The sequence below is a fragment of the Streptomyces sp. NPDC107581 genome (assembly GCF_055657175.1).
Genome location: NZ_JBVKBH010000004.1, coordinates 475,541 through 494,167 on the forward strand (window position 1 = coordinate 475,541; position 18,627 = coordinate 494,167).

The 18,627-nt window shown below is 72.3% G+C and carries 18 protein-coding genes and 2 pseudogenes; 15 read left to right on the forward strand and 5 right to left on the reverse strand.

Annotated features, from left to right (window positions below; translation table 11 throughout):
- Positions 1 to 80: 80 nt before the first annotated feature.
- Positions 81 to 1,208 carry an 8-amino-7-oxononanoate synthase gene (locus ACZ7P3_RS12185; protein ID WP_472080808.1) on the reverse strand — a complete coding sequence of 376 codons (1,128 nt, stop codon included), beginning with the start codon at positions 1,206 to 1,208 and terminating at the stop codon, positions 81 to 83.
- A gap of 147 nt (positions 1,209 to 1,355) precedes the next feature.
- Here ACZ7P3_RS12185 and bioB point away from each other — a divergent pair, with 147 nt between their 5' ends.
- The 4 genes from bioB to ACZ7P3_RS12205 all read left to right on the forward strand — a co-directional run bounded on the left by bioB (position 1,356) and on the right by ACZ7P3_RS12205 (position 5,679).
- The gene (gene bioB, locus ACZ7P3_RS12190; protein WP_472080809.1) at positions 1,356 to 2,564 is read left to right on the forward strand and encodes a biotin synthase BioB; all 1,209 of its coding nucleotides are present in this window, start codon (positions 1,356 to 1,358) and stop codon (positions 2,562 to 2,564) included.
- Positions 2,557 to 3,846: an adenosylmethionine--8-amino-7-oxononanoate transaminase gene (locus ACZ7P3_RS12195; RefSeq protein ID WP_472080810.1), complete on the forward strand. Its 1,290-nt coding sequence runs from the start codon at positions 2,557 to 2,559 to the stop codon at positions 3,844 to 3,846. The genes bioB and ACZ7P3_RS12195 overlap by 8 nt, the downstream gene beginning before the upstream one ends.
- A 1-nt stretch (position 3,847) precedes the next feature.
- Positions 3,848 to 4,564: a dethiobiotin synthase gene (gene bioD / locus ACZ7P3_RS12200; RefSeq protein WP_472080811.1), complete on the forward strand. Its 717-nt coding sequence runs from the start codon at positions 3,848 to 3,850 to the stop codon at positions 4,562 to 4,564.
- A 422-nt stretch (positions 4,565 to 4,986) separates the two neighbouring features.
- Complete coding sequence (locus ACZ7P3_RS12205; RefSeq protein WP_472080812.1) at positions 4,987 to 5,679, forward strand: class I SAM-dependent methyltransferase; 693 nt, start codon at positions 4,987 to 4,989, stop codon at positions 5,677 to 5,679.
- Between the two features lie 24 nt (positions 5,680 to 5,703).
- Here ACZ7P3_RS12205 and ACZ7P3_RS12210 read toward each other — a convergent pair whose 3' ends face one another.
- Together ACZ7P3_RS12210 and ACZ7P3_RS12215 are read right to left on the reverse strand one after the other, a co-directional pair.
- Positions 5,704 to 6,078, reverse strand: a complete 375-nt coding sequence (locus tag ACZ7P3_RS12210; RefSeq protein WP_472080813.1) for a fic family toxin-antitoxin system, toxin component — start codon at positions 6,076 to 6,078, stop codon at positions 5,704 to 5,706.
- Positions 6,079 to 6,082: 4 nt separating this feature from the next.
- Complete coding sequence (locus ACZ7P3_RS12215; RefSeq protein WP_472080814.1) at positions 6,083 to 6,325, reverse strand: toxin-antitoxin system HicB family antitoxin; 243 nt, start codon at positions 6,323 to 6,325, stop codon at positions 6,083 to 6,085.
- 138 nt (positions 6,326 to 6,463) lie between these two features.
- Between ACZ7P3_RS12215 and ACZ7P3_RS12220 the strand changes: the two genes are divergently transcribed.
- The 11 genes and pseudogenes from ACZ7P3_RS12220 to mug all read left to right on the forward strand — a co-directional run bounded on the left by ACZ7P3_RS12220 (position 6,464) and on the right by mug (position 17,467).
- Entirely contained in the window at positions 6,464 to 7,276 is an 813-nt protein-coding gene (locus tag ACZ7P3_RS12220; protein ID WP_472080815.1) for an ABC transporter ATP-binding protein, read from the forward strand.
- A 4-nt stretch (positions 7,277 to 7,280) separates the two neighbouring features.
- Positions 7,281 to 9,851 carry an ABC transporter permease gene (locus ACZ7P3_RS12225; RefSeq protein WP_472080816.1) on the forward strand — a complete coding sequence of 857 codons (2,571 nt, stop codon included), beginning with the start codon at positions 7,281 to 7,283 and terminating at the stop codon, positions 9,849 to 9,851.
- 68 nt (positions 9,852 to 9,919) lie between these two features.
- A pseudogene (locus ACZ7P3_RS12230) lies at positions 9,920 to 10,354 on the forward strand (LLM class flavin-dependent oxidoreductase); the annotation flags it as partial.
- Positions 10,355 to 10,385: 31 nt separating this feature from the next.
- Positions 10,386 to 10,808 (forward strand): LLM class oxidoreductase, encoded by a 423-nt coding sequence (locus ACZ7P3_RS12235; protein WP_472081064.1) that lies wholly within the window; start codon positions 10,386 to 10,388, stop codon positions 10,806 to 10,808.
- A gap of 44 nt (positions 10,809 to 10,852) precedes the next feature.
- The gene (locus ACZ7P3_RS12240) at positions 10,853 to 11,278 is read left to right on the forward strand and encodes a GNAT family N-acetyltransferase (protein ID WP_472080817.1); all 426 of its coding nucleotides are present in this window, start codon (positions 10,853 to 10,855) and stop codon (positions 11,276 to 11,278) included.
- 336 nt (positions 11,279 to 11,614) lie between these two features.
- Positions 11,615 to 12,958, forward strand: coding sequence for a hemolysin family protein (locus ACZ7P3_RS12245; RefSeq protein ID WP_472080818.1), 1,344 nt, complete (start codon positions 11,615 to 11,617; stop codon positions 12,956 to 12,958).
- Positions 12,955 to 13,968 (forward strand): hemolysin family protein, encoded by a 1,014-nt coding sequence (locus tag ACZ7P3_RS12250; protein WP_472080819.1) that lies wholly within the window; start codon positions 12,955 to 12,957, stop codon positions 13,966 to 13,968. Before ACZ7P3_RS12245 ends, ACZ7P3_RS12250 begins: the two co-directional genes overlap by 4 nt.
- Before the next feature lie 128 nt (positions 13,969 to 14,096).
- Positions 14,097 to 14,885 (forward strand): SGNH/GDSL hydrolase family protein, encoded by a 789-nt coding sequence (locus tag ACZ7P3_RS12255; RefSeq protein ID WP_472080820.1) that lies wholly within the window; start codon positions 14,097 to 14,099, stop codon positions 14,883 to 14,885.
- Between the two features lie 10 nt (positions 14,886 to 14,895).
- A pseudogene (locus ACZ7P3_RS12260) lies at positions 14,896 to 15,222 on the forward strand (DUF4326 domain-containing protein); the annotation flags it as partial.
- A 218-nt stretch (positions 15,223 to 15,440) separates the two neighbouring features.
- Positions 15,441 to 16,883, forward strand: a complete 1,443-nt coding sequence (purB, locus tag ACZ7P3_RS12265) for an adenylosuccinate lyase (protein WP_472080821.1) — start codon at positions 15,441 to 15,443, stop codon at positions 16,881 to 16,883.
- Positions 16,880 to 17,467, forward strand: a complete 588-nt coding sequence (gene mug, locus ACZ7P3_RS12270) for a G/U mismatch-specific DNA glycosylase (RefSeq protein WP_472081059.1) — start codon at positions 16,880 to 16,882, stop codon at positions 17,465 to 17,467. The genes purB and mug overlap by 4 nt, the downstream gene beginning before the upstream one ends.
- On the opposite strand, the gene ACZ7P3_RS12275 is transcribed toward mug, so the two are convergent.
- Both ACZ7P3_RS12275 and ACZ7P3_RS12280 read right to left on the reverse strand, forming a co-directional pair.
- Positions 17,428 to 17,871 carry a hypothetical protein gene (locus ACZ7P3_RS12275; RefSeq protein ID WP_472080822.1) on the reverse strand — a complete coding sequence of 148 codons (444 nt, stop codon included), beginning with the start codon at positions 17,869 to 17,871 and terminating at the stop codon, positions 17,428 to 17,430. The two genes, mug and ACZ7P3_RS12275, sit on opposite strands and share 40 nt — an antisense overlap.
- A gap of 41 nt (positions 17,872 to 17,912) precedes the next feature.
- Entirely contained in the window at positions 17,913 to 18,626 is a 714-nt protein-coding gene (locus ACZ7P3_RS12280; protein WP_472080823.1) for an ABC transporter permease, read from the reverse strand.
- Position 18,627: the final 1 nt, after the last annotated feature.

The following is an 18,627-nucleotide window of genomic DNA, read 5'->3' on the forward strand; positions in this document are numbered from 1 at the left end:
TCACCGTCGGACCGACCAGACCGACCCCTACTGATCAGATCCGATCACTTTCGTGCGATTCACGGCCGTGTCACGCCGACTCATGGTCGCGTCTCGCCGATCACCCGTACAGCGCGTTCGATCTCGGCCCCGGACAGGTCCGCTCGGGCGGTCAGCCTCAGCCGTGAGATGCCGTCGGGCACGGAAGGAGGACGGAAGCAGCCCACGGCCAGGCCCGCGGTACGGCAGTCCGCCGCCCAGCGCACGGCCTGCTCCGGGGACGGGGCCCGCACGGAGACCACCGCGGCGTCCGGACGTACCGCTTCCAGACCCGCGGCGGTCAGGCGTGCGTGCAGCTCGGCGGCGACCGCACGGGCCCGCGCGGCCCGCGCCGGCTCGCGGCGCAGCAGCCGCAGCGCCGCCAGGGCCGCGCCGGCGGCCGCGGGCGCCAGGCCCGTGTCGAAGATGAACGTGCGGGCCGCGTTGACCAGGTGGTCGATCACCCGCGCCGGGCCGAGCACCACTCCGCCCTGGCTGCCCAGCGACTTGGAGAGCGTGGCCGTGACGACCACGTCGTCGGCGCCCGCGAGACCGGCCGCGTACGGGGCGCCCCGGCCGCCGTCGCCCAGTACGCCGAGCCCGTGGGCGTCGTCCAGGACCAGCCCCGCGCCGTGTTCCCGGCACGCCTCGGCCAGCGCGGCCAGCGGTGCCGCGTCCCCGTCGACGGAGAAGACCGAATCGGAGACGACGATCGCGGCTCCGGTGTGCATGCCGAGCGCCTTTTCGACCGCCTCCGGATCGGCATGCCCGACCACCTGCTTGGTGCCCCGGGCGAGCCGGCAGCCGTCGATGAGCGAGGCGTGGTTGCCCGCGTCGGAGACGATCAGGGAGCCGTGCGGGCCCAGCGCGGTGACCGCGGCCAGATTCGCGGCATAACCGGACGAGAAGACCAGGGCCGCCTCGACGCCGCAGAAGTCCGCCAGTTCCCGCTCCAGCTCGGTGTGCAGCTCGGTGGTCCCGGTGACCAGCCGGGAGCCGGTGGAACCTCCGCCCCACACACGGGCGGCCGCGGCGGCACCCTCGGCGGTCCCGGGGTGGTGCGCCAGGCCCAGGTAGTCGTTGCTCGCCAGGTCCAGCAGCGGCGAGTCGGCGGGGCGCGGGCGCAGGGTCCGTACGAGTCCGGCGCGGCGCCGCGCCTCGGCCTGCTCGTCGATCCAGCCGAACGCCATGGGTCCTCCGGGGCTTTTGTAGGTAGCGGACAGACCCTAGCGGCACGATCAGCTGCCCAGGGTGTGGCAATACCCACACGGTGATCCGTCTCCGTTGTGCAAACTCTCCTTGGCCCCAGGCGGTCCCGTACGACAGGATCGGGCCTCATGGACCTGCTGAACACGCTGGTGGACAAGGGGCTGCGGCGCGAGCTGCCGACCCGTGAGGAAGCACTCGCCGTGCTGGCCACCTCCGACGACGACCTGCTCGATGTGGTGGCTGCGGCCGGCAAGGTGCGCCGGCACTGGTTCGGCCGGCGCGTGAAACTCAACTATCTGGTCAACCTCAAGTCCGGCCTGTGTCCGGAGGACTGCTCGTACTGCTCCCAGCGGCTCGGCTCCAAGGCCGAGATCCTCAAGTACACCTGGATCAAGCCCGACGAAGCGTCCGAGGCGGCCGCGGCGGGCCTGGCCGGAGGGGCCAAGCGGGTCTGTCTGGTGGCCAGCGGGCGCGGCCCGACGGACCGGGACGTGGACCGGGTCTCCGAGACCATCAAGGCCATCAAGGACCAGAACGAGGGCGTCGAGGTGTGCGCCTGCCTCGGTCTGCTCTCCGACGGCCAGGCCGAGCGGCTGCGCGACGCGGGCGCGGACGCCTACAACCACAACCTGAACACGTCCGAGGCCACGTACGGGGACATCACCACGACCCACACGTACGCCGACCGGGTGGACACGGTGCACAAGGCGCACGCGGCCGGACTGTCCGCCTGCTCGGGTCTGATCGCGGGCATGGGCGAGAGCGACGAGGACCTCGTGGACGTCGTCTTCTCGCTGCGCGAGCTGGACCCCGACTCCGTTCCGGTGAACTTCCTGATCCCGATGGAGGGCACCCCGCTCTCCACCGAGTGGAACCTCACCCCGCAGCGCTGCCTGCGCATCCTCGCGATGGTCCGCTTCGTCTGCCCGGACGTGGAGGTGCGCATCGCCGGCGGCCGCGAGGTCCATCTGCGCACGATGCAGCCCCTCGCCCTGAACCTGGCCAACTCGATCTTCCTCGGCGACTACCTGACCAGCGAGGGCCAGGCCGGCAAGGCCGACCTGGAGATGATCGCGGACGCCGGGTTCGAGGTGGAGGGCACCGGCCAGGTGACGCTGCCGGAGCACCGGGCCACCGCCGCCGCGGGCGGGTGCGGATCGCACGAGAGTGCCGGGTGCGGATCGCACGAGGGCTCCGGGTGCGGCTCCGTCTGCGGCTCGCACGAGGGAGCGGACGTGTGCGGTTCGGCCGCGGCGCCTGCCGCGAACGAGCCGCGCACGGACCTCGTAGCGGTCCGCCGCCGGGGGGCCGGAACGGACCTCGCGCCCAATGCCTGAGCCGTCCGTCCCGAGCGTGTCCGAGCTGCTGGAACTGGACCGGCGGCATGTGTGGCATCCCTACGGTCCGATGCCCGGGCGGGCCGAACCGCTCGTCGTGGAGTCGGCGAACGGGGTCCGGCTGCGCCTTGCCGACGGCTCCGGCGAACTCGTCGACGGCATGTCGTCGTGGTGGTCGGCGATCCACGGCTACAACCACCCGGTGCTGAACGAGGCGGTACGGGCACAGCTGGGGCGGATGAGCCATGTGATGTTCGGCGGGCTCACGCACGAGCCCGCCGTACGGCTCGCGAAGCTCCTCGTCGACCTGTCGCCGGACGGTCTGGAGCATGTGTTCCTGGCCGACTCCGGGTCGGTGTCCGTCGAGGTCGCGGTGAAGATGTGCCTGCAGTACTGGCGCTCGCTCGGCCGGCCCGCCAAGCAGCGGCTGCTGACCTGGCGCGGCGGCTACCACGGCGACACCTGGCAGCCGATGTCGGTGTGCGATCCCGAGGGCGGGATGCACGAGTTGTGGACCGGCGTGCTTCCGCGCCAGCTGTTCGCCGAGGCACCGCCGGCGGAGTACGAGGAGTCGTACGCCGGCCATCTGCGCGAGCTGATCGCACGCCACGCCGGAGAACTGGCCGCGGTGATCGTCGAGCCGGTGGTGCAGGGCGCCGGCGGGATGCGGTTCCACTCCCCCGAGTATCTGCGGGTGCTGCGCGAGGCGTGCGACGCGCACGACGTGCTGCTGGTGTTCGACGAGATCGCCACCGGCTTCGGGCGCACCGGCACGCTGTTCGCGGCGGAGCACGCGGCCGTGACGCCGGACGTGATGTGCGTGGGCAAGGCGTTGACCGGCGGCTATCTGACGATGGCGGCGACGCTGTGCACCGCGCGGGTGGCGGACGGCATTTCGCGGGGCGAGGTGCCGGTGCTCGCCCACGGACCGACGTTCATGGGCAATCCGCTGGCGGCGTCCGTCGCCTGCGCCTCGATCGAGCTGCTGCTCGGACAGGACTGGCGCGCGGAGGTCGAGCGCATCGGGACGGGCCTGCGCGAGGGGCTCGCTCCGGCCGCGGAACTGCCGGGTGTGAAGGACGTCCGTGTCCTGGGCGCCATCGGGGTCGTCCAGCTCGACCACGAGGTGGACATGGCGGCGGCCACCCGGGCCGCCGTGCGGGAGGGCGTGTGGCTGCGCCCGTTCCGCGACCTGGTCTACACGATGCCGCCGTACGTGACCGGCGACGAGGACGTGACACGGATCGCGCGCGCGGTGTGCGCCGCGGCGCGGGAGGGATGACATGCCAGTACTGGTGATCACGGGGACGGGCACGGAGGTCGGCAAGACCGTCACCACCGCCGCCGTCGCCGCCGCCGCGCGCGCCGCCGGACGCTCGGTGGCCGTGCTGAAGGCCGCGCAGACGGGGGTCGGGCCGGACGAGCGCGGCGACGCCGACGAGGTCGCGCGGCTGGCGGGCCCGCTGACGACCGCCGAACTGGCCCGCTACCCCGAACCGTTGGCGCCGGGCACGGCGGCCCGGCGCGCGGGCATGGCTCCGGTGCATCCGCACGAGGTGGCCGAGGCCGCGGCCAAGCTGGCCACCGAGCACGATCTGGTGCTGGTCGAGGGGGCGGGCGGCCTGCTCGTCCGGTTCGACGCGGCGGACGGGACGCTGGCGGACGCGGCACAGCTGCTGAACGCGCCGGTGCTGGTCGTCGCCACGGCCGGCCTGGGCACGCTCAACACCACGGAGCTGACGGCACATGAACTGTGCTCGCGCGGGCTGGAGCTGGCCGGTGTGGTGATCGGCAGCTGGCCCGGGATTCCGGACCTCGCCTCCCGCTGCAACGTCGCCGACCTGCCGGAGGTGGCCGGCGCCCCGCTGCTCGGCGCGCTGCCCGCCGGGGCCGGAGCGCTGCCGCCCGAGGACTTCCGCGCGGCGGCGCCCAGCTGGCTTGCGCCGCGCCTGGACGGGACGTGGGACGCGGAGGCGTTCCGCATCCGGGAGGCTTCCTGAGAACCGGGCGCCGGACAAGCCCCAGCCACGTTCCGGGGCTGTCCGGCGCACGACGGCTCCGGCGCGAGACGTGTGCAGTGCGGGACGACTCCGGTGCGGGACGACTCCGGTGCGAGACGACTCCGGTGCGGGACGACTCCAGTGCGGGACGACTCCAGTGCGGGACGACTCCAGTGCGGGACGACTCCGGTGCGAGACGACTCCGGTGCGGGACGACTCCAGTGCGGGACGACTCCAGTGCGGGACGACTCCGGCACGAGACAACTCCGCTGCGGGACGACTCCAGTGCGGGACGACTCCAGTGCGGGACGACTCCGGTGCGGGACGACTCCGGCACAAAACGACTCCGGCGTTTCGCCGGGGGTGCGACGGGGCTTACCGGGGGACAATCACCGTAGGCCCGACCCTTCCGGGAGGTTGCCATGCGGTTGTTGTCGACCGGTTCCGGCACGGTGGCGCAGTGCCCCGTCCACCATCCGCTCTTCGCCCGTTACTACGCCCGGCTCAGTGTGGCCGCCGAGACCCGGTTCGGGACGGCCGGGCTGCGCGAGCGGCTGCTCGCCGGGCTGTCGGGGCGGGTGCTCGAGATCGGCGCCGGCAACGGGCTGAACTTCGGGCACTATCCGGAGACGGTCGCGGAGGTCGTCGCGATCGAACCGGAGCCGCTGCTCCGCAAGTTGGCCCTGCAGTCGGCCCTGCGCGCACAGGTCCCCGTCGACGTGGCGCCGGGGACGGCGGAGGCGCTGCCGGTGAAGAGCGAGGGCTTCGACGCGGTCGTGCTGTCGCTGGTGCTGTGCAGCGTGCGCGATGTGTCACGGGCGCTGGGCGAGGCACGGCGGGTGCTGAAGCCGGGCGCCGAGGTGCGGTTCTTCGAGCACGGCCGGGGCGGCGGCCGGGCGATGAGACTGACCCAGCGTGCCCTGGACCGGTCGGTCTGGCCCGCGCTGCACGGCGGCTGCCGCCTCTCCCGGGACCCGGTCGCCGCGCTGCGCGAGGCAGGGTTCGAACTCGGCCCGTACCGGCGGGTACTGCTGCCGGAGAAGGGACCAAAACTGCCCACCTCGTACTGTGTGCTGGGGACGGCCCGGCGGCCCGGCGAGCCGGTCGCACGGTGAACCGGCGGTCCGGGCCGCCGCGCGTCACAGGCTCCAGCGGCGCAGCTCCCGGGCGATGTCGTCCACGCCCGCCTCGCCGCTCTTGACCAGCCGGGCGAGGTCGCGGACCTGTTCGGGCGAGGTGACGACCTTCAGACCGCTGGCGACCAGATAGGCGTAGGCGACGGCCGAGGCGAACAGGGCGTTGGAGCGCTCCAGCGCCGGCACATGGATGAGCAGTTGGAGCAGTGCGGCGGCACGGGCGTGCGGGGTGTCGTAGACGGGCACGTCGAATATCTCCGCCCGGTGGCGCGCGACAGCGGCGACCAGCGCGCCCCAGTCGACGACCTGCGGGTCCCCCGGCGTCTTCCGTTCGGCGAGCATGAGCAGCCAGGCGAGATCGATACTGAGCTCGTTCAAGGGATCAGCTGCGGCCTTCGCCGGAGCCGGAGCCGCGCGTTTCGCCGAACTCCTCGGCGAACACGGACTCGTACTGCTTCATGAAGTCGGCGGCGGCGTCCACGAAGGTGCGGCCTGCCTCTCCGGTGTCCTGTCTGACCAGCTCTTCTATGTACCGGTTGACGCTCATGCCGCGGGCCAGGGCGCGCTCGCGGGCCGCGCGGGCGGTGCCCTCGTCCACGCGCACGTTCAGCTGGGTCTTCGCCATGTTTCGACGCTAGCGCCGCAACGCTAGCAACGGCAAGGGCGCACGGCTCGCCACAGGGAGCGCCAGAGGGATTCCGGCTGTGGGGCGGGTCACACTAGGCTCGGCCGGTACGAGGGAGCCGAGGACCGGGAGGCGGTCTTGTCCACACCTGCTGCCGAGCACGCGACGGGCCGGGCGCGCGACGGCTCGATCGCGGCCCGCACCCATGGGCTGACCAAGGCCTACGGCTTCGGCGAGACGGCCGTGCTCGCCCTGGACTCGGTGGACGTGGAGATCGCGCGCGGTCGCTTCACCGCCGTGATGGGCCCCTCGGGCTCGGGGAAGTCCACCCTGATGCACTGTCTGGCGGGCCTGGACAGCGTCTCGGCCGGGCAGGTCTGGCTCGGCGACACGGAGATCACGGGCCTGAAGGACCGGGAGCTGACCCGGCTGCGGCGGGACCGGATCGGGTTCATGTTCCAGTCGTTCAACCTGATTCCGACGCTCAACGCGGCCGAGAACATCACCCTGCCCATGGACATCGCGGGCCGGAAACCCGATCAGAAGTGGCTGGACCAGGTCATCGACACGCTCGGGCTGCGGGGCCGCCTGACGCACCGCCCGGCCCAGCTCTCGGGCGGTCAGCAGCAGCGGGTCGCCTGCGCCCGGGCGCTGGCCTCCCGGCCCGAGCTGATCTTCGCCGACGAGCCGACCGGCAATCTCGACTCGCGGGCCGGGCTCGAGGTGCTGGGCTTTCTGCGCAGGGCCGTGGACGAACTCGGGCAGACCGTCGTCATGGTCACCCACGACCCGGGCGCGGCCGCCCACTCCGACCTGGTGCTCTTCCTCGGCGACGGGCGGATCGTGGACCGGATGGAGCAGCCGACGGCGGAGGCCGTGCTGGAGCGCATGAAGGCGTTCGACGTGGTGCGCGGACGGATCGGCGACGACAGAACCGACCAGGAGGACTGACCCCGTGCTCAGGGCGACCCTGCGGAGTTTCCTCGCGCACAAGGGCCGGCTGGCGCTGTCCGCGCTGGCCGTCGTGCTGTCCGTGGCGTTCGTCGCGGGCAGCCTGATCTTCTCCGACACCGTCACCCGTACGTTCGACCGGTTGTTCGCCTCGACCTCCGCCGATGTGACGGTCGAGCCGAAGCAGGACCTGCGGTCCTCCGCCAGGACCGCCGGCGCCGTGCAGACCGTGCCCGCGGCCCTGAAGGACCGGGTGGCGAAGGTCGCGGGAGTCGCCGCGGCGCACGCGGACGTGTCGGTGGAGAACGTGGTGGTGGTCGACCGCCGCAACAGGTCCGTCGGCCCGACCACCGGCGCCCCGACCATCGCCACCTCCTGGTACGTCACCCCTCGCAGCCCGGTGAGGCTGACCTCCGGTCATGCGCCGCGCGGTGCGGGCGAGACGCTGCTGGACGCGGACACCGCGGGCAAGAAGCACGTACGGATCGGCGACACGCTCACGGTGCAGGCGCAGCCGGGCACGTTCCGGGTCCGGGTCGTCGGCATCGCCACGTTCACCACCACCAACCCGGGTGCGGCCCTGGTCTTCCTGGACCCCGAGGTGGCCGCCCGTGAGCTGCTCGGCTCCGCCGGCCGGGCCACCGGCATCTCGGTGGACGCGGCCAAGGGCGTGACCGACGCCGAACTCAAGCGCCGCGTCGGCGAGGCGGTCGGCACCCGCACCTACGATCTGAAGACCGCCGGCGAACAGGCCAAGTCGGCCGCGGCCGAACTCGGCGGGTTCCTGGACGTCATCAAGTACGTGATGCTGGGGTTCGCCGGCATCGCCGTCCTCGTGGGCATCTTCCTGATCGTCAACACCTTCTCCATGCTGATCGCCCAGCGCACCCGCGAACTGGGCCTGCTGCGGGCGCTCGGCGCCGACCGGCGTCAGGTGCGGCGGTCGGTGCTCACGGAGGCGGTCCTGCTCGGCGTGGCCGGCTCGACGCTGGGTCTGGCGGCCGGGATCGGGCTGGCGTTCGGGCTGATCCGGCTGATGAGCGCGTTCGGGATGAACCTGAAGACCACGGAGATGGTCATCGGCGGGCCGACGCCCGTGGCGGCGTACGCCGTCGGGGTCGGTGTCACCTTCGTCGCCGCGTACCTGCCCGCGCGGCGTGCCGCGTCCGTCTCGCCGATGGCGGCGCTCGCGGATGCCGAAGTCGCCGGTGTGGGAAAGCCGTTGAAGGTGCGGGCGATCGTCGGTTCGGTGGTCGGGGCCGCCGGTGTGGCCGCGCTGGCCGGATGCGCGACGGCCTCGAAGACCGCGTCGGCGGCCTCCCTGCTGGGCCTGGGCGTGGTCCTGACGCTGATCGCGACCGTGATCGCCGGTCCGCTGCTGGTGCGGCCGGTGATCCGCGTCCTGGGCGGCGCCTTCCCCGCGCTGTTCGGATCGGTCGGCCGGATGAGCCAGCGCAACGCCCTGCGCAATCCGCGCCGCACCGGGGCCACCGCGGCGGCGCTGATGGTGGGCCTGGCGCTGGTCGGCGGGATGTCGGTGGCGAGCGCCTCGATGTCCGCGTCCTTCGACCAGCGGATCGACAAGACGCTGGGCGCCGATTTCGTCATCCAGAACGGCAACTTCCTGCCGTTCACCCGGGAGATCACGGACAAGGTGCGCGCCACCGAGGGCGTGCGGCTCGTCGTGCGGCAGCGGTACGCGCCCGTGGCCGTGCGGCTGCCCGACGGCAGGCGCGTACAGACGACCGCCGCCGGCTACGACCCGCAGGTCGACGAGGTCGCCCACGTGACCTATGCGGCGGGGAGCAGCGCGGCGGCGCTCGCGGACGGCGGGCTCGGTATGGACGCCGCCTTCGCCGGGGACCACGGCGTACGCCTGGGCAGCATGGTGCCGGTCGAGTTCCCCGGCGGACGGCGGGCCGAGATGCGGGTGGGCGCCCTCACCGACCAGGGCGGCGGCGACGGGTTCGGCATGCAGGGCGGGCTGTTCTTCGGCATCGGCACGGTCGAGAAGTACGTACCCGGCGGCCAGGACGCCGCGCTCTACGTCAAGCGGGACGCCGGCACGGGCGCCGATCTGCTGCGCTCCCGCCTGGAGCGGACCCTCAAGCCGTATCCGCAGGTCCAGGTCCGCGACCAGGCCGACTACAAGAAGCTCGTGCACGATCAGATCGCGGTGCTGCTGTACCTCGTCTACGCGCTGCTCGGGCTCGCGATCGTGATCGCCGTACTCGGCGTGGTCAACACGCTCGCCCTGTCGGTGGTGGAGCGCACCCGGGAGATCGGACTGCTGCGCGCGATCGGGCTGAGCAGGCGGCAGCTGCGCCGGATGATCCGGCTGGAGTCGGTGGTGATCGCGGTGTTCGGCGCCGTGCTCGGACTGGGACTGGGGCTCGTCTGGGGCGTGTGCACACAGCGGGTGCTGGCCCTGCAGGGCATGACCGCGCTGGCGGTCCCCTGGGGCACGATCGTCGCGGTGGTGATCGGCGCGGCGGTGGTGGGCATCGTGGCCGCCCTGCTGCCGGCGCTGCGGGCGTCGCGGATGAACGTGCTGGCGGCGATCGCGCACGAGTGACCGCGCCGGGACGCGCATGAGGAAATCGAAAATCCACGGCTCAAGTCATGTGCAGCAGAGGAGAGTTCATGACGCGCCCCTTCCGCTTCGGGGTCAACCTGCTCACGCCCTCGCCCGCCGCCGACTGGCGGGCCAAGTGCCGCCGCGCCGAGGAGCTGGGTTACGACGTGATCCTGGTCCCGGACCATCTCGGCATGGTCGCGCCGTTCCCGGCACTGGTCGCCGCGGCCGAGGCGACCGAGCGCCCGCGGCTCGGCACGTTCGTGCTCAACGCCGGCTTCTGGAATCCGGCACTGCTCGCCCGTGAGGTCGCGACCACCGATGCGCTGACCGGCGGCCGTCTCGAACTCGGCCTCGGGACCGGGTACGTCCAGGCCGAGCACGAGGCGGCCGGGCTGCCCTTCGGCCCGCCGCGCGAGCGGGTGGACCACCTGCGGCGCACGGTCGAGGAGCTGGACCGGCTGCTCGGTTCCGCCGAGTACCGGCCCCGCCCAGGACCGGGTACCGCTGCTCCTCGGCGGCAGCGGCGACCGCTTGCTGCGTCTGGCCGCGGAGCACGCGGACGTCGTCGGCTTCACCGGGGCACGGCTGGTGCAGGGCAGCACGACGGGGAAGCTGGAGCCCGTCGGCGCCGAGGAGGTGGACGAGCGGGTGGCCCGCTATCGGGAGCTGGCGACGGGCCGGGCGCAGGCCGCCGAGCTGAACCTCCTCCTCCAGCTGGTGGCCGTCACCGACGACCCCGAGCCGGTGCTCAAGCCGTTGCTGGAACGCCAGCCGCAGCTGACCGCGGACCGGGCGCTGGCCCTGCCCGTCGTGCTGGCCGGTCCCCTGGAGGACCTGGTGCAGCGGGTGCGGGGGCTGCGGGAGCGGTTCGGGTTCTCGTACCTGACCGTCCTGGAGCCGTCCATGGAGGCGTTCGCGCCGGTGCTGGCCCGGTTGCGGGAGGAGTCCGCATGACGGAATGCACGGTGGGCCGCACGCGCGCGTGATGGGGTGCTCCCATGACCGAACTGTGCATACGTTCCGCCCGGCCGGCCGACCTGGACGCCGTCCTGGCCTTCTGGAAGACGGCCGCCGAGGGCACCAGCATCAGCGACGACCGCGCCGGAGTGGAGCACCTGGTGGCGCGTGATCCCGAGGCGCTGGTCCTGGCCGAGCGGGAGGGTGAGCTGGTCGGCACGGTGATCGCGGGCTTCGACGGCTGGCGCTGCCACCTGTACCGGCTCGCGGTGCATCCGGACCGGCGGCGCCAGGGGATCGGCTCGGCGCTGCTGGCCGCAGCCGAGGCGCGGTTCGTACGGCTCGGCGGGCGGCGCGGGGACGCGATGGTGCTGGTCCGCAACGAGAGCGCGCAGCACGCCTGGCGGGCGGCCGGCTACGCACCGGAGGAGCACTGGCGGCGCTGGGTGAAGCCCCTCACGGACTGAATCCTGGGCGCCTCACGGACTGAATCCTGAGCGGCTCACGGACTGCATCGCCGGGGCCCCGGGGACGGAGTCCTCCCGAGGGCCTCGGCGCGTTGCGCCGCGGACCTCGGCGGGCTGGAGGCCGCGGACGCCGGGAGTGCGTTCCGGGACTTCCGGGGCCGCGCTCCGAGAATCTCGTGGCCTGCACCCCAAGGCCTCTTTGCTCATCCTTTACCATTGAGGAAGCACCCGGTCCTCCATGAAAGGTTGTGAGCGTCCGCCCATGGGCGATCCTCCCGGTCCGCGACACCGCGCGTTCCACCCCACCCTGTCCGATCATGGGACGGGGGTGACCCGATGACCGAAGTGCTGCTCCTTCTGGTGGCGATCCTGCTCTCGCTCGCCTGCGGCGCCTTCGTGGCGGCCGAGTTCTCGCTGACCACCGTCGAGCGCGGCGAGCTGGAGCGGGCCGCCGCACGCGGCGAGCGCGGTGCGTCCGGCGCCCTGAAGGCCGTACGGAACCTGACCTTCCAGCTCTCCGGCGCCCAGCTCGGCATCACCGTCACCAACCTGGTGGTCGGCATGCTCGCCGAGCCGTCGATCGCCAAGCTGCTCGCCGGTCCGTTCCGGGCGATGGGCCTGTCGCCCACCACGGCGAGTTCGGTCGCGCTGGTCCTGGGCACGGCCCTGTCCACGGTGTTCCTCATGGTCGTCGGCGAGCTGGTGCCGAAGAACTGGGCGATCTCGTCGCCGCTGGCCGTGGCCAAGCGGGTGGGCAATGCCCAGCGCTGGTTCAGCGCCGCCTTCCGCCCCTTCATCACGCACCTCAACAGCACGGCCAACCACATGGTGCGCCGGTTCGGCCTGGAGCCCGCCGAGGAGCTGGCCTCCGCGCGCGGGCCGCAGGAGCTGGCCGCCCTCGCCCGGCACTCCGCGAAGGCGGGCGCGCTGGAGGCGGACACCGCCGAGCTGTTCCTGCGCACCCTGACGCTGGCCGACCTGAGCGCGGAGAACGTGATGACCCCCCGGGTCCAGGTCGTCGCCCTCGACCTCCAGGCGACCTGCGAGGACGTGGCCAACGCGACCCGCGCCACGGGCCTGTCCCGGTTCCCGGTCTACCGCGGCAGCCTCGACTCGGTCGTCGGTATCGCCCACGTCAAGGACGTCCTGGCGCTGCCGGCCGAGGACCGGACCCTGCGTTCCGTCGCCCAGGTGATGCGCGAGCCGCTGCTGGTGCCGGAGTCCCTCACCGTCGACAGGCTGCTGGACCGGCTCTCCGGCAAGCGCACCATGGCCGTCGTCATCGACGAGTACGGCGGTACGGCGGGCGTGGCGACGCTGGAGGACATCGTCGAGGAGGTCGTCGGCGAGGTGCGGGACGAGCACGACCCGCACGAGACGCCGGATCTCGCCCCCGCCGGTGCCGACGAGACGGGCCGGGCCCTGTACTCCGCGGACGGCGCCGCGCGCACCGACCAGCTCGCGCGCGTGGGCCTGCACGTGCCCGAGGGGCCGTACGAGACGCTGGCCGGCCTCGTCGCGACCGAGCTGGGCCGCATACCGGGGATCGGGGACTGCGTGGAGGTCGCCGGCTGGCGCCTGGACGTGGTGGACGCCTCCGGGCACCGGGCGGCACGGGTGCTGCTGCACGCTCCTTTGAACGACGAGAAGAGCGACGAGCGGAAGGAGAGGACGCGATGACCGCCGTTCAGCTGTTGATCGGTCTGGCGACGCTGGTCGTGAACGCCTTCTTCGTGGGCGCCGAGTTCGCGCTGATCTCCGTGCGCCGCTCGCAGATCGAGCCGCTCGCCCAGGCGGGCGACCGGCGCGCGAAGAGCGTGCTGTGGGGCCTGGAGCACGTGTCCGCGCTGCTGGCCGCCGCCCAGCTGGGCATCACGCTGTGCACGCTGGTCCTGGGTGTGGTCGCCGAGCCGGCGATCGCGCATCTGCTGGAGCCGGTGTTCCACGCGGTCGGCGTGTCCAAGAGCGCGGGCCACGCGGTGTCGTTCGTGATCGCGTTGTCCCTGGCCACCTATCTGCACATGCTGCTGGGCGAGATGGTGCCCAAGAACGTCGCGCTCGCCGAGCCGGTGCGCAGCGCGCTGCTGCTCGGCCCTCCCCTGGTCGCGCTGTCCCGGACACTGCGTCCGGTGATCTTCGCGATCAACACCTTCGCGAACGGGCTGCTGAAGCTGCTCAGGGTGGAGGCCAAGAACGAGGTCGCGGCGACGTTCACGGACACCGAGCTGGCCGAGATCGTCAAGGACGCCAGCCAGGCCGGCCTGATCGACGACCGGGCGCAGGAGAGGCTGCACGACGCCCTGGAGCTGGGCCGCAGACCGGTGCGGGACGTGGTCGTACCGCTGGAGAGAGTGGTGTACGCACGCGTGGGCGTCACACCGGAGCAGCTGGAGCGGCTGTCGGCGGAATCGGGCTTCTCCCGGTTCCCGGTGGTCGACGAGGGCCGCCGGATCGTGGGCTACCTGCACGTCAAGGACGCGCTGGACGCCTCGCCCCGGGACGTGCCGTTCCGGCTGCGCGACATGCGGTCCATCGCGCGCGTGCGGGAGAGCACCCCGCTGGACGACGTGCTCACCGCGATGCGGGGCAGCCGTACGCACCTCGCCGGTGTGCTCGGCGACGACGGGCGGCTGGCCGGTCTCGTGACCATGGAGGACGTGCTGCGGGAGCTGTTCGGGCAGCCCGTGTGAGGAGTGGCACATGACGGTCTCGACCTCGTCCTTCTCGTCCGCACCCGCCTCGTCCGCCCCGGCCGCGTGCGGGGGTTCGGAGGGCGACCGACCGACGGGTATGGAGCCGGGATACCATCGCTGTCGCCATGCAGACGAACACCGCACCTCCCCCTTACTCCAGCCTGGTCACTCTCGGCGACTCCTTCACCGAGGGCATGTCGGATCTGCTGCCCGACGGCTCCTACCGCGGCTGGGCCGACCTCCTCGCCGCGCGGATGGCCGCCCGCACCCCCGGGTTCCGGTACTCCAATCTCGCCGTGCGCGGGAAGCTGATCGGGCAGATCGTCGACGAGCAGGTGGACGTGGCGGCGGCGATGAACCCCGACGTGATCACGCTGGTCGGCGGGCTCAACGACACGCTGCGGCCCAACTGCGACATGGGACGGGTGCGGGGCCTGCTGACCGAGGCGGTCGAGCGGCTGGCACCCAGCTGCAAGCAGCTGGTGCTGATGCGCAGCCCCGGCCGGCAGGGCCCGGTGCTGGAACGCTTCCGGCCGCGGATGGAGGAGCTGTTCTCCTGCGTGGACGAGCTGGCCGCGCAGCACGGCGCCCTGGTGGTCGACCTGTACGGGGCGCCGTCGCTGGCGGACCCCCGGCTGTGGGGCGTGGACCGGCTGCACCTGACGGCGGAGGGGCACCGCCGGGTCGCGGAGGCGGTGTGGCAGACGCTCGGCCACGAGCCCGAGGACACCGAGTGGCGCACGCCGATGCCGGCCACCGCGCCGCCGGGCTGGGTGACACGGCGCGTCGCGGACGCCAGGTTCGCCAAGCAGTACCTGCTGCCCTGGATAGGCCGGCGCCTGACCGGCCGCTCCTCCGGCGACGGCCGCCCGCCGAAGCGGCCGGAACTGCTGCCGTACGAGGCACAGGCGTAGCGTCGCTGCCATGACCACGCGGGTGATCAGTGTCAGGGGCCGGATCCACGAGTTCGGACCCCGGCTGGAACACGCCCCCGCGGACGTGGTGTACGTCGGCCGCCGCTGGACGATGGGCGGCTGGGACCTGCCCCGGCACCCGCTGTACAACCCGTTCGCCTACGACACCCCGAAGAAGAAGCGGGACGGCACCCGGGCCGAGGTCATGGCGATGTACCGGGCGTATCTGCTGGAGCGCCCGGCCCTGCTGGACCTGGTCCAGGACCTGCGGGGAAGGACTCTGGCCTGCTGGTGCGCGCCCGAACCGTGCCACGCGGACGTGCTCGCGGAGCTGGCGGGGCCGGCTGAGGACGTAGACGGTGCGGATGACGTGCATGCCGCGGAGGATGCGGACGACGCGGACGAGGTGGGGCACGTGAAGGACGTGGGGCACGTGGAGGACGTAAACGCCGTGGGGCACGTGGACGGCGCTGAGGGCGTGACGCGGCTCTCGTAGCATCCGCCGAACAACCCCATGGCGCTGGCCTGCACGAATCGCCAGTAGAATCCGTACACGTGACTTCAGCGCCCGCCAAGCCCCGTATTCCGAACGTCCTCGCCGGACGCTACGCCTCCGCCGAGCTCGCCACGCTCTGGTCGCCCGAGCAGAAGGTGAAGCTGGAGCGTCAGCTCTGGCTCGCCGTGCTGCGGGCCCAGAAGGACCTCGGCATCGAGGTGCCGGACGCGGCGATCGCCGACTACGAGCGCGTCCTCGACACCGTCGACCTGGCCTCGATCGCCGAGCGCGAGAAGGTCACCCGGCACGACGTGAAGGCGCGGATCGAGGAGTTCAACGACCTCGCCGGGCACGAGCACGTGCACAAGGGCATGACCTCCCGCGACCTCACCGAGAACGTCGAGCAGCTGCAGATCCGGCTGTCGCTGGAGCTGATGCGCGACCGTACGGTGGCCGTCCTGGCACGGCTGGGCAAGCTGGCGGGCGAGTACGCCGAGCTGGTCATGGCCGGCCGCTCGCACAACGTGGCCGCCCAGGCCACGACCCTCGGCAAGCGCTTCGCGACCGCCGCGGACGAGCTGCTCGTGGCGTACGGGCGGGTCGAGGAGCTGCTGGGCCGCTACCCGCTGCGGGGCATCAAGGGCCCGGTCGGCACCGCGCAGGACATGCTGGACCTGCTGGGCGGGGACGCCGGCAAGCTCGCCGAGCTGGAGCACCGGATCGCGCGCCACCTGGGCTTCTCGCAGGCGTTCACCTCGGTCGGACAGGTCTACCCGCGCTCGCTGGACTACGAGGTCGTCACCGCCCTGGTGCAGCTGGCGGCGGCCCCGTCCTCGCTGGCCAAGACGATCCGGCTGATGGCCGGGCACGAGCTGGTCACCGAGGGCTTCAAGCCGGGCCAGGTCGGCTCCTCCGCGATGCCGCACAAGATGAACACCCGCTCCTGCGAGCGCGTCAACGGCCTGATGGTGATCCTGCGCGGCTACGCCTCGATGACCGCAGAGCTGGCGGGCGACCAGTGGAACGAGGGCGACGTCTCCTGCTCGGTGGTGCGCCGGGTGGCCCTTCCCGATGCGTTCTTCGCCCTGGACGGCCTGCTGGAGACCTTCCTGACCGTCCTCGACGAGTTCGGTGCGTTCCCGGCGGTGGTCGCCCGCGAGCTGGACCGCTACCTGCCGTTCCTCGCCACCACCAAGGTGCTGATGGGCGCCGTGCGCTCGGGGGTCGGCCGTGAGGTCGCCCACGAGGCGATCAAGGAGAACGCCGTCGCCACCGCGCTCGCGATGCGTGAGCAGGGCGCCGAGCGCAACGACCTGCTCGACAAGCTCGCCGCCGACGAGCGCCTCCCACTGGACCATGAGCAGCTGGCGGCACTGATGGCCGACAAGCTGTCCTTCACCGGTGCGGCCGCCGACCAGGTCGGCGTGGTCGTCGGCCGGATCGAGGAGATCGTCAAGCAGCACCCGAAGGCCGCCGGCTACACCCCCGGAGCGATCCTCTGACCCGCTTCACCCAGGCCGAACTGGAGGCCGCCCGCGACCGTCTCGTCCCGGACGTGGTCGCGGACGGCCTTCAGGTGCTGTTCTGCGGCATCAATCCGGGGCTGATGACGGCCGCCACGGGCCACCACTTCGCACGCCCCGGCAACCGCTTCTGGCCCGTGCTGCACCTGTCCGGCTTCACTCCGAGGCTCATGAAGCCGACGGAGCAGAGCGAACTGCTGTCGTACGGGCTGGGCATCACCAATGTGGTGGCGCGGGCGACCGCGCGGGCCGACGAGCTGACCCCGGCGGAGTACGCCGAGGGCGGGCGGCTGCTGACGGCCAAGGTGGCGCGGTGGAAGCCGGGCTGGCTGGCCGTGGTCGGGGTGACCGCGTACCGGGCCGCTTTCGGCGAGCGCAGGGCCCAAGTGGGGCCGCAGGAGCGGACCATCGGGGACACACGGGTGTGGGTGCTGCCCAACCCCAGCGGGCTGAACGCGCACTGGACCGCGGCGACGATGGCCGAGGAGTTCGCGCGGTTGCGGGAGGCTGCGAGCGTGGCGGATCAGGGAGGATCCGTCTCGGTCACGACGCCGAGGAGCTGAAAGGGAAGCTCCTTGTACCCGTGGGACACGCCGAGGGCGACCCATCTGCCGGAGGCGGGCGCCTTCCAGAGATGGACGTCCGGCACATGCTCGCTCAGGCCGGCCCAGGGCTCCGCGATGTCCTCGCCCGCCGTCGTCCGGTCGAAGACGCTGCGCAGGCTGAAGTGCTGGGACGGCCCCCAGCGCGCCGTGAGCCGCTCCACGAGGCCGTCCCGGTCCGCCTCGTACTGTGCCGCCGTCTCCTCCCGGCCGGTGCCGTCGTCCTCCCAGAACGCGGCACTCGTCCGTAAGACGGCCGTGTGATAGCCGGGCCCGCTCTCGCCGTGCTCCGATCCGCCGTGTGCCCCGGGGAACTCCCGGGCACACAGCAGATCCACCAGGGTCAAGCACTCCGCGATGTCCATGTGATCCAGTAAAGCGGGCACCACTGACAAGTGGCGCTCCGTCAGGCGTCACGGCGCTGGATGCTCCACGCTCCCGCGAGGAGGGCCGCCGCCGCCCACAGCGCGGTCACCGCGAGTCCGCTCCAGGGACCGAGCACGCCGTCCCAGTGGCTGTGCATGGCCACTTGGCCGGCCCGGTCGGGCAGGAGGTCGGCGACCCCCGCGGACACGTCGCCGATGACGAAGGAGACGACCAGCAGGAACGGGATCAGGACGGAGAGGGTCGCGACACCGCTGCGCAGTACGGCCGCGAGTCCGGTCGCGAACAGCGCCATCAGCGTGAGGTGCAGGGCGCAGCCGACGGCGCCGCGCACGCCCTCGGTCCAGGACGGACCGGACGCGCCGAGGACGGCCTTGCCGACCAGCAGCGTCACCAGTCCCGTGAGCAGGCCGACGGCGAGGGCGGGCAGCGCGATCGCCACGGCCTTCGCGGCGAACCAGCACGTGCGGTCGGGTACGGCCGCCAGCGTCTGCCGCAGCGCGCCGCCACGGAACTCCGCGGAGAGCGCCGTCGTACCGAAGGCGATCGCCGCGATCTGCCCGAAGCTGACGCCGAAGAACATGGAGAAGAGCGGGTCCGTGCCGTCGTCGGCGGTGGCGGCGGTGAGCGCGGAGAACGAGGCGGTGGCGACGAGCACCGCGGCCAGGGCGCCGACGAGGGAGCGCAGCGTGCGGATCTTGATCCACTCGGCGTGCAGAACAGGAACGAAGCTCATG

Excerpts from the sequence above, each read along its gene's own strand:
- ACZ7P3_RS12205 (WP_472080812.1), top strand. The coding sequence starts at position 4,987 with ATGCGGTTGTTGTCGACCGGTTCCGGCACGGTGGCGCAGTGCCCCGTC.
- ACZ7P3_RS12185 (WP_472080808.1), bottom strand. The coding sequence starts at position 1,208 with ATGGCGTTCGGCTGGATCGACGAGCAGGCCGAGGCGCGGCGCCGCGCC.
- bioB (WP_472080809.1), top strand. The coding sequence starts at position 1,356 with ATGGACCTGCTGAACACGCTGGTGGACAAGGGGCTGCGGCGCGAGCTG.
- ACZ7P3_RS12215 (WP_472080814.1), bottom strand. The coding sequence starts at position 6,325 with ATGGCGAAGACCCAGCTGAACGTGCGCGTGGACGAGGGCACCGCCCGC.
- ACZ7P3_RS12195 (WP_472080810.1), top strand. The coding sequence starts at position 2,557 with ATGCCTGAGCCGTCCGTCCCGAGCGTGTCCGAGCTGCTGGAACTGGAC.
- ACZ7P3_RS12275 (WP_472080822.1), bottom strand. The coding sequence starts at position 17,871 with ATGGACATCGCGGAGTGCTTGACCCTGGTGGATCTGCTGTGTGCCCGG.
- ACZ7P3_RS12280 (WP_472080823.1), bottom strand. The coding sequence starts at position 18,626 with ATGAGCTTCGTTCCTGTTCTGCACGCCGAGTGGATCAAGATCCGCACG.
- ACZ7P3_RS12240 (WP_472080817.1), top strand. The coding sequence starts at position 10,853 with ATGACCGAACTGTGCATACGTTCCGCCCGGCCGGCCGACCTGGACGCC.
- ACZ7P3_RS12250 (WP_472080819.1), top strand. The coding sequence starts at position 12,955 with ATGACCGCCGTTCAGCTGTTGATCGGTCTGGCGACGCTGGTCGTGAAC.
- ACZ7P3_RS12255 (WP_472080820.1), top strand. The coding sequence starts at position 14,097 with ATGCAGACGAACACCGCACCTCCCCCTTACTCCAGCCTGGTCACTCTC.
- bioD (WP_472080811.1), top strand. The coding sequence starts at position 3,848 with ATGCCAGTACTGGTGATCACGGGGACGGGCACGGAGGTCGGCAAGACC.
- ACZ7P3_RS12245 (WP_472080818.1), top strand. The coding sequence starts at position 11,615 with ATGACCGAAGTGCTGCTCCTTCTGGTGGCGATCCTGCTCTCGCTCGCC.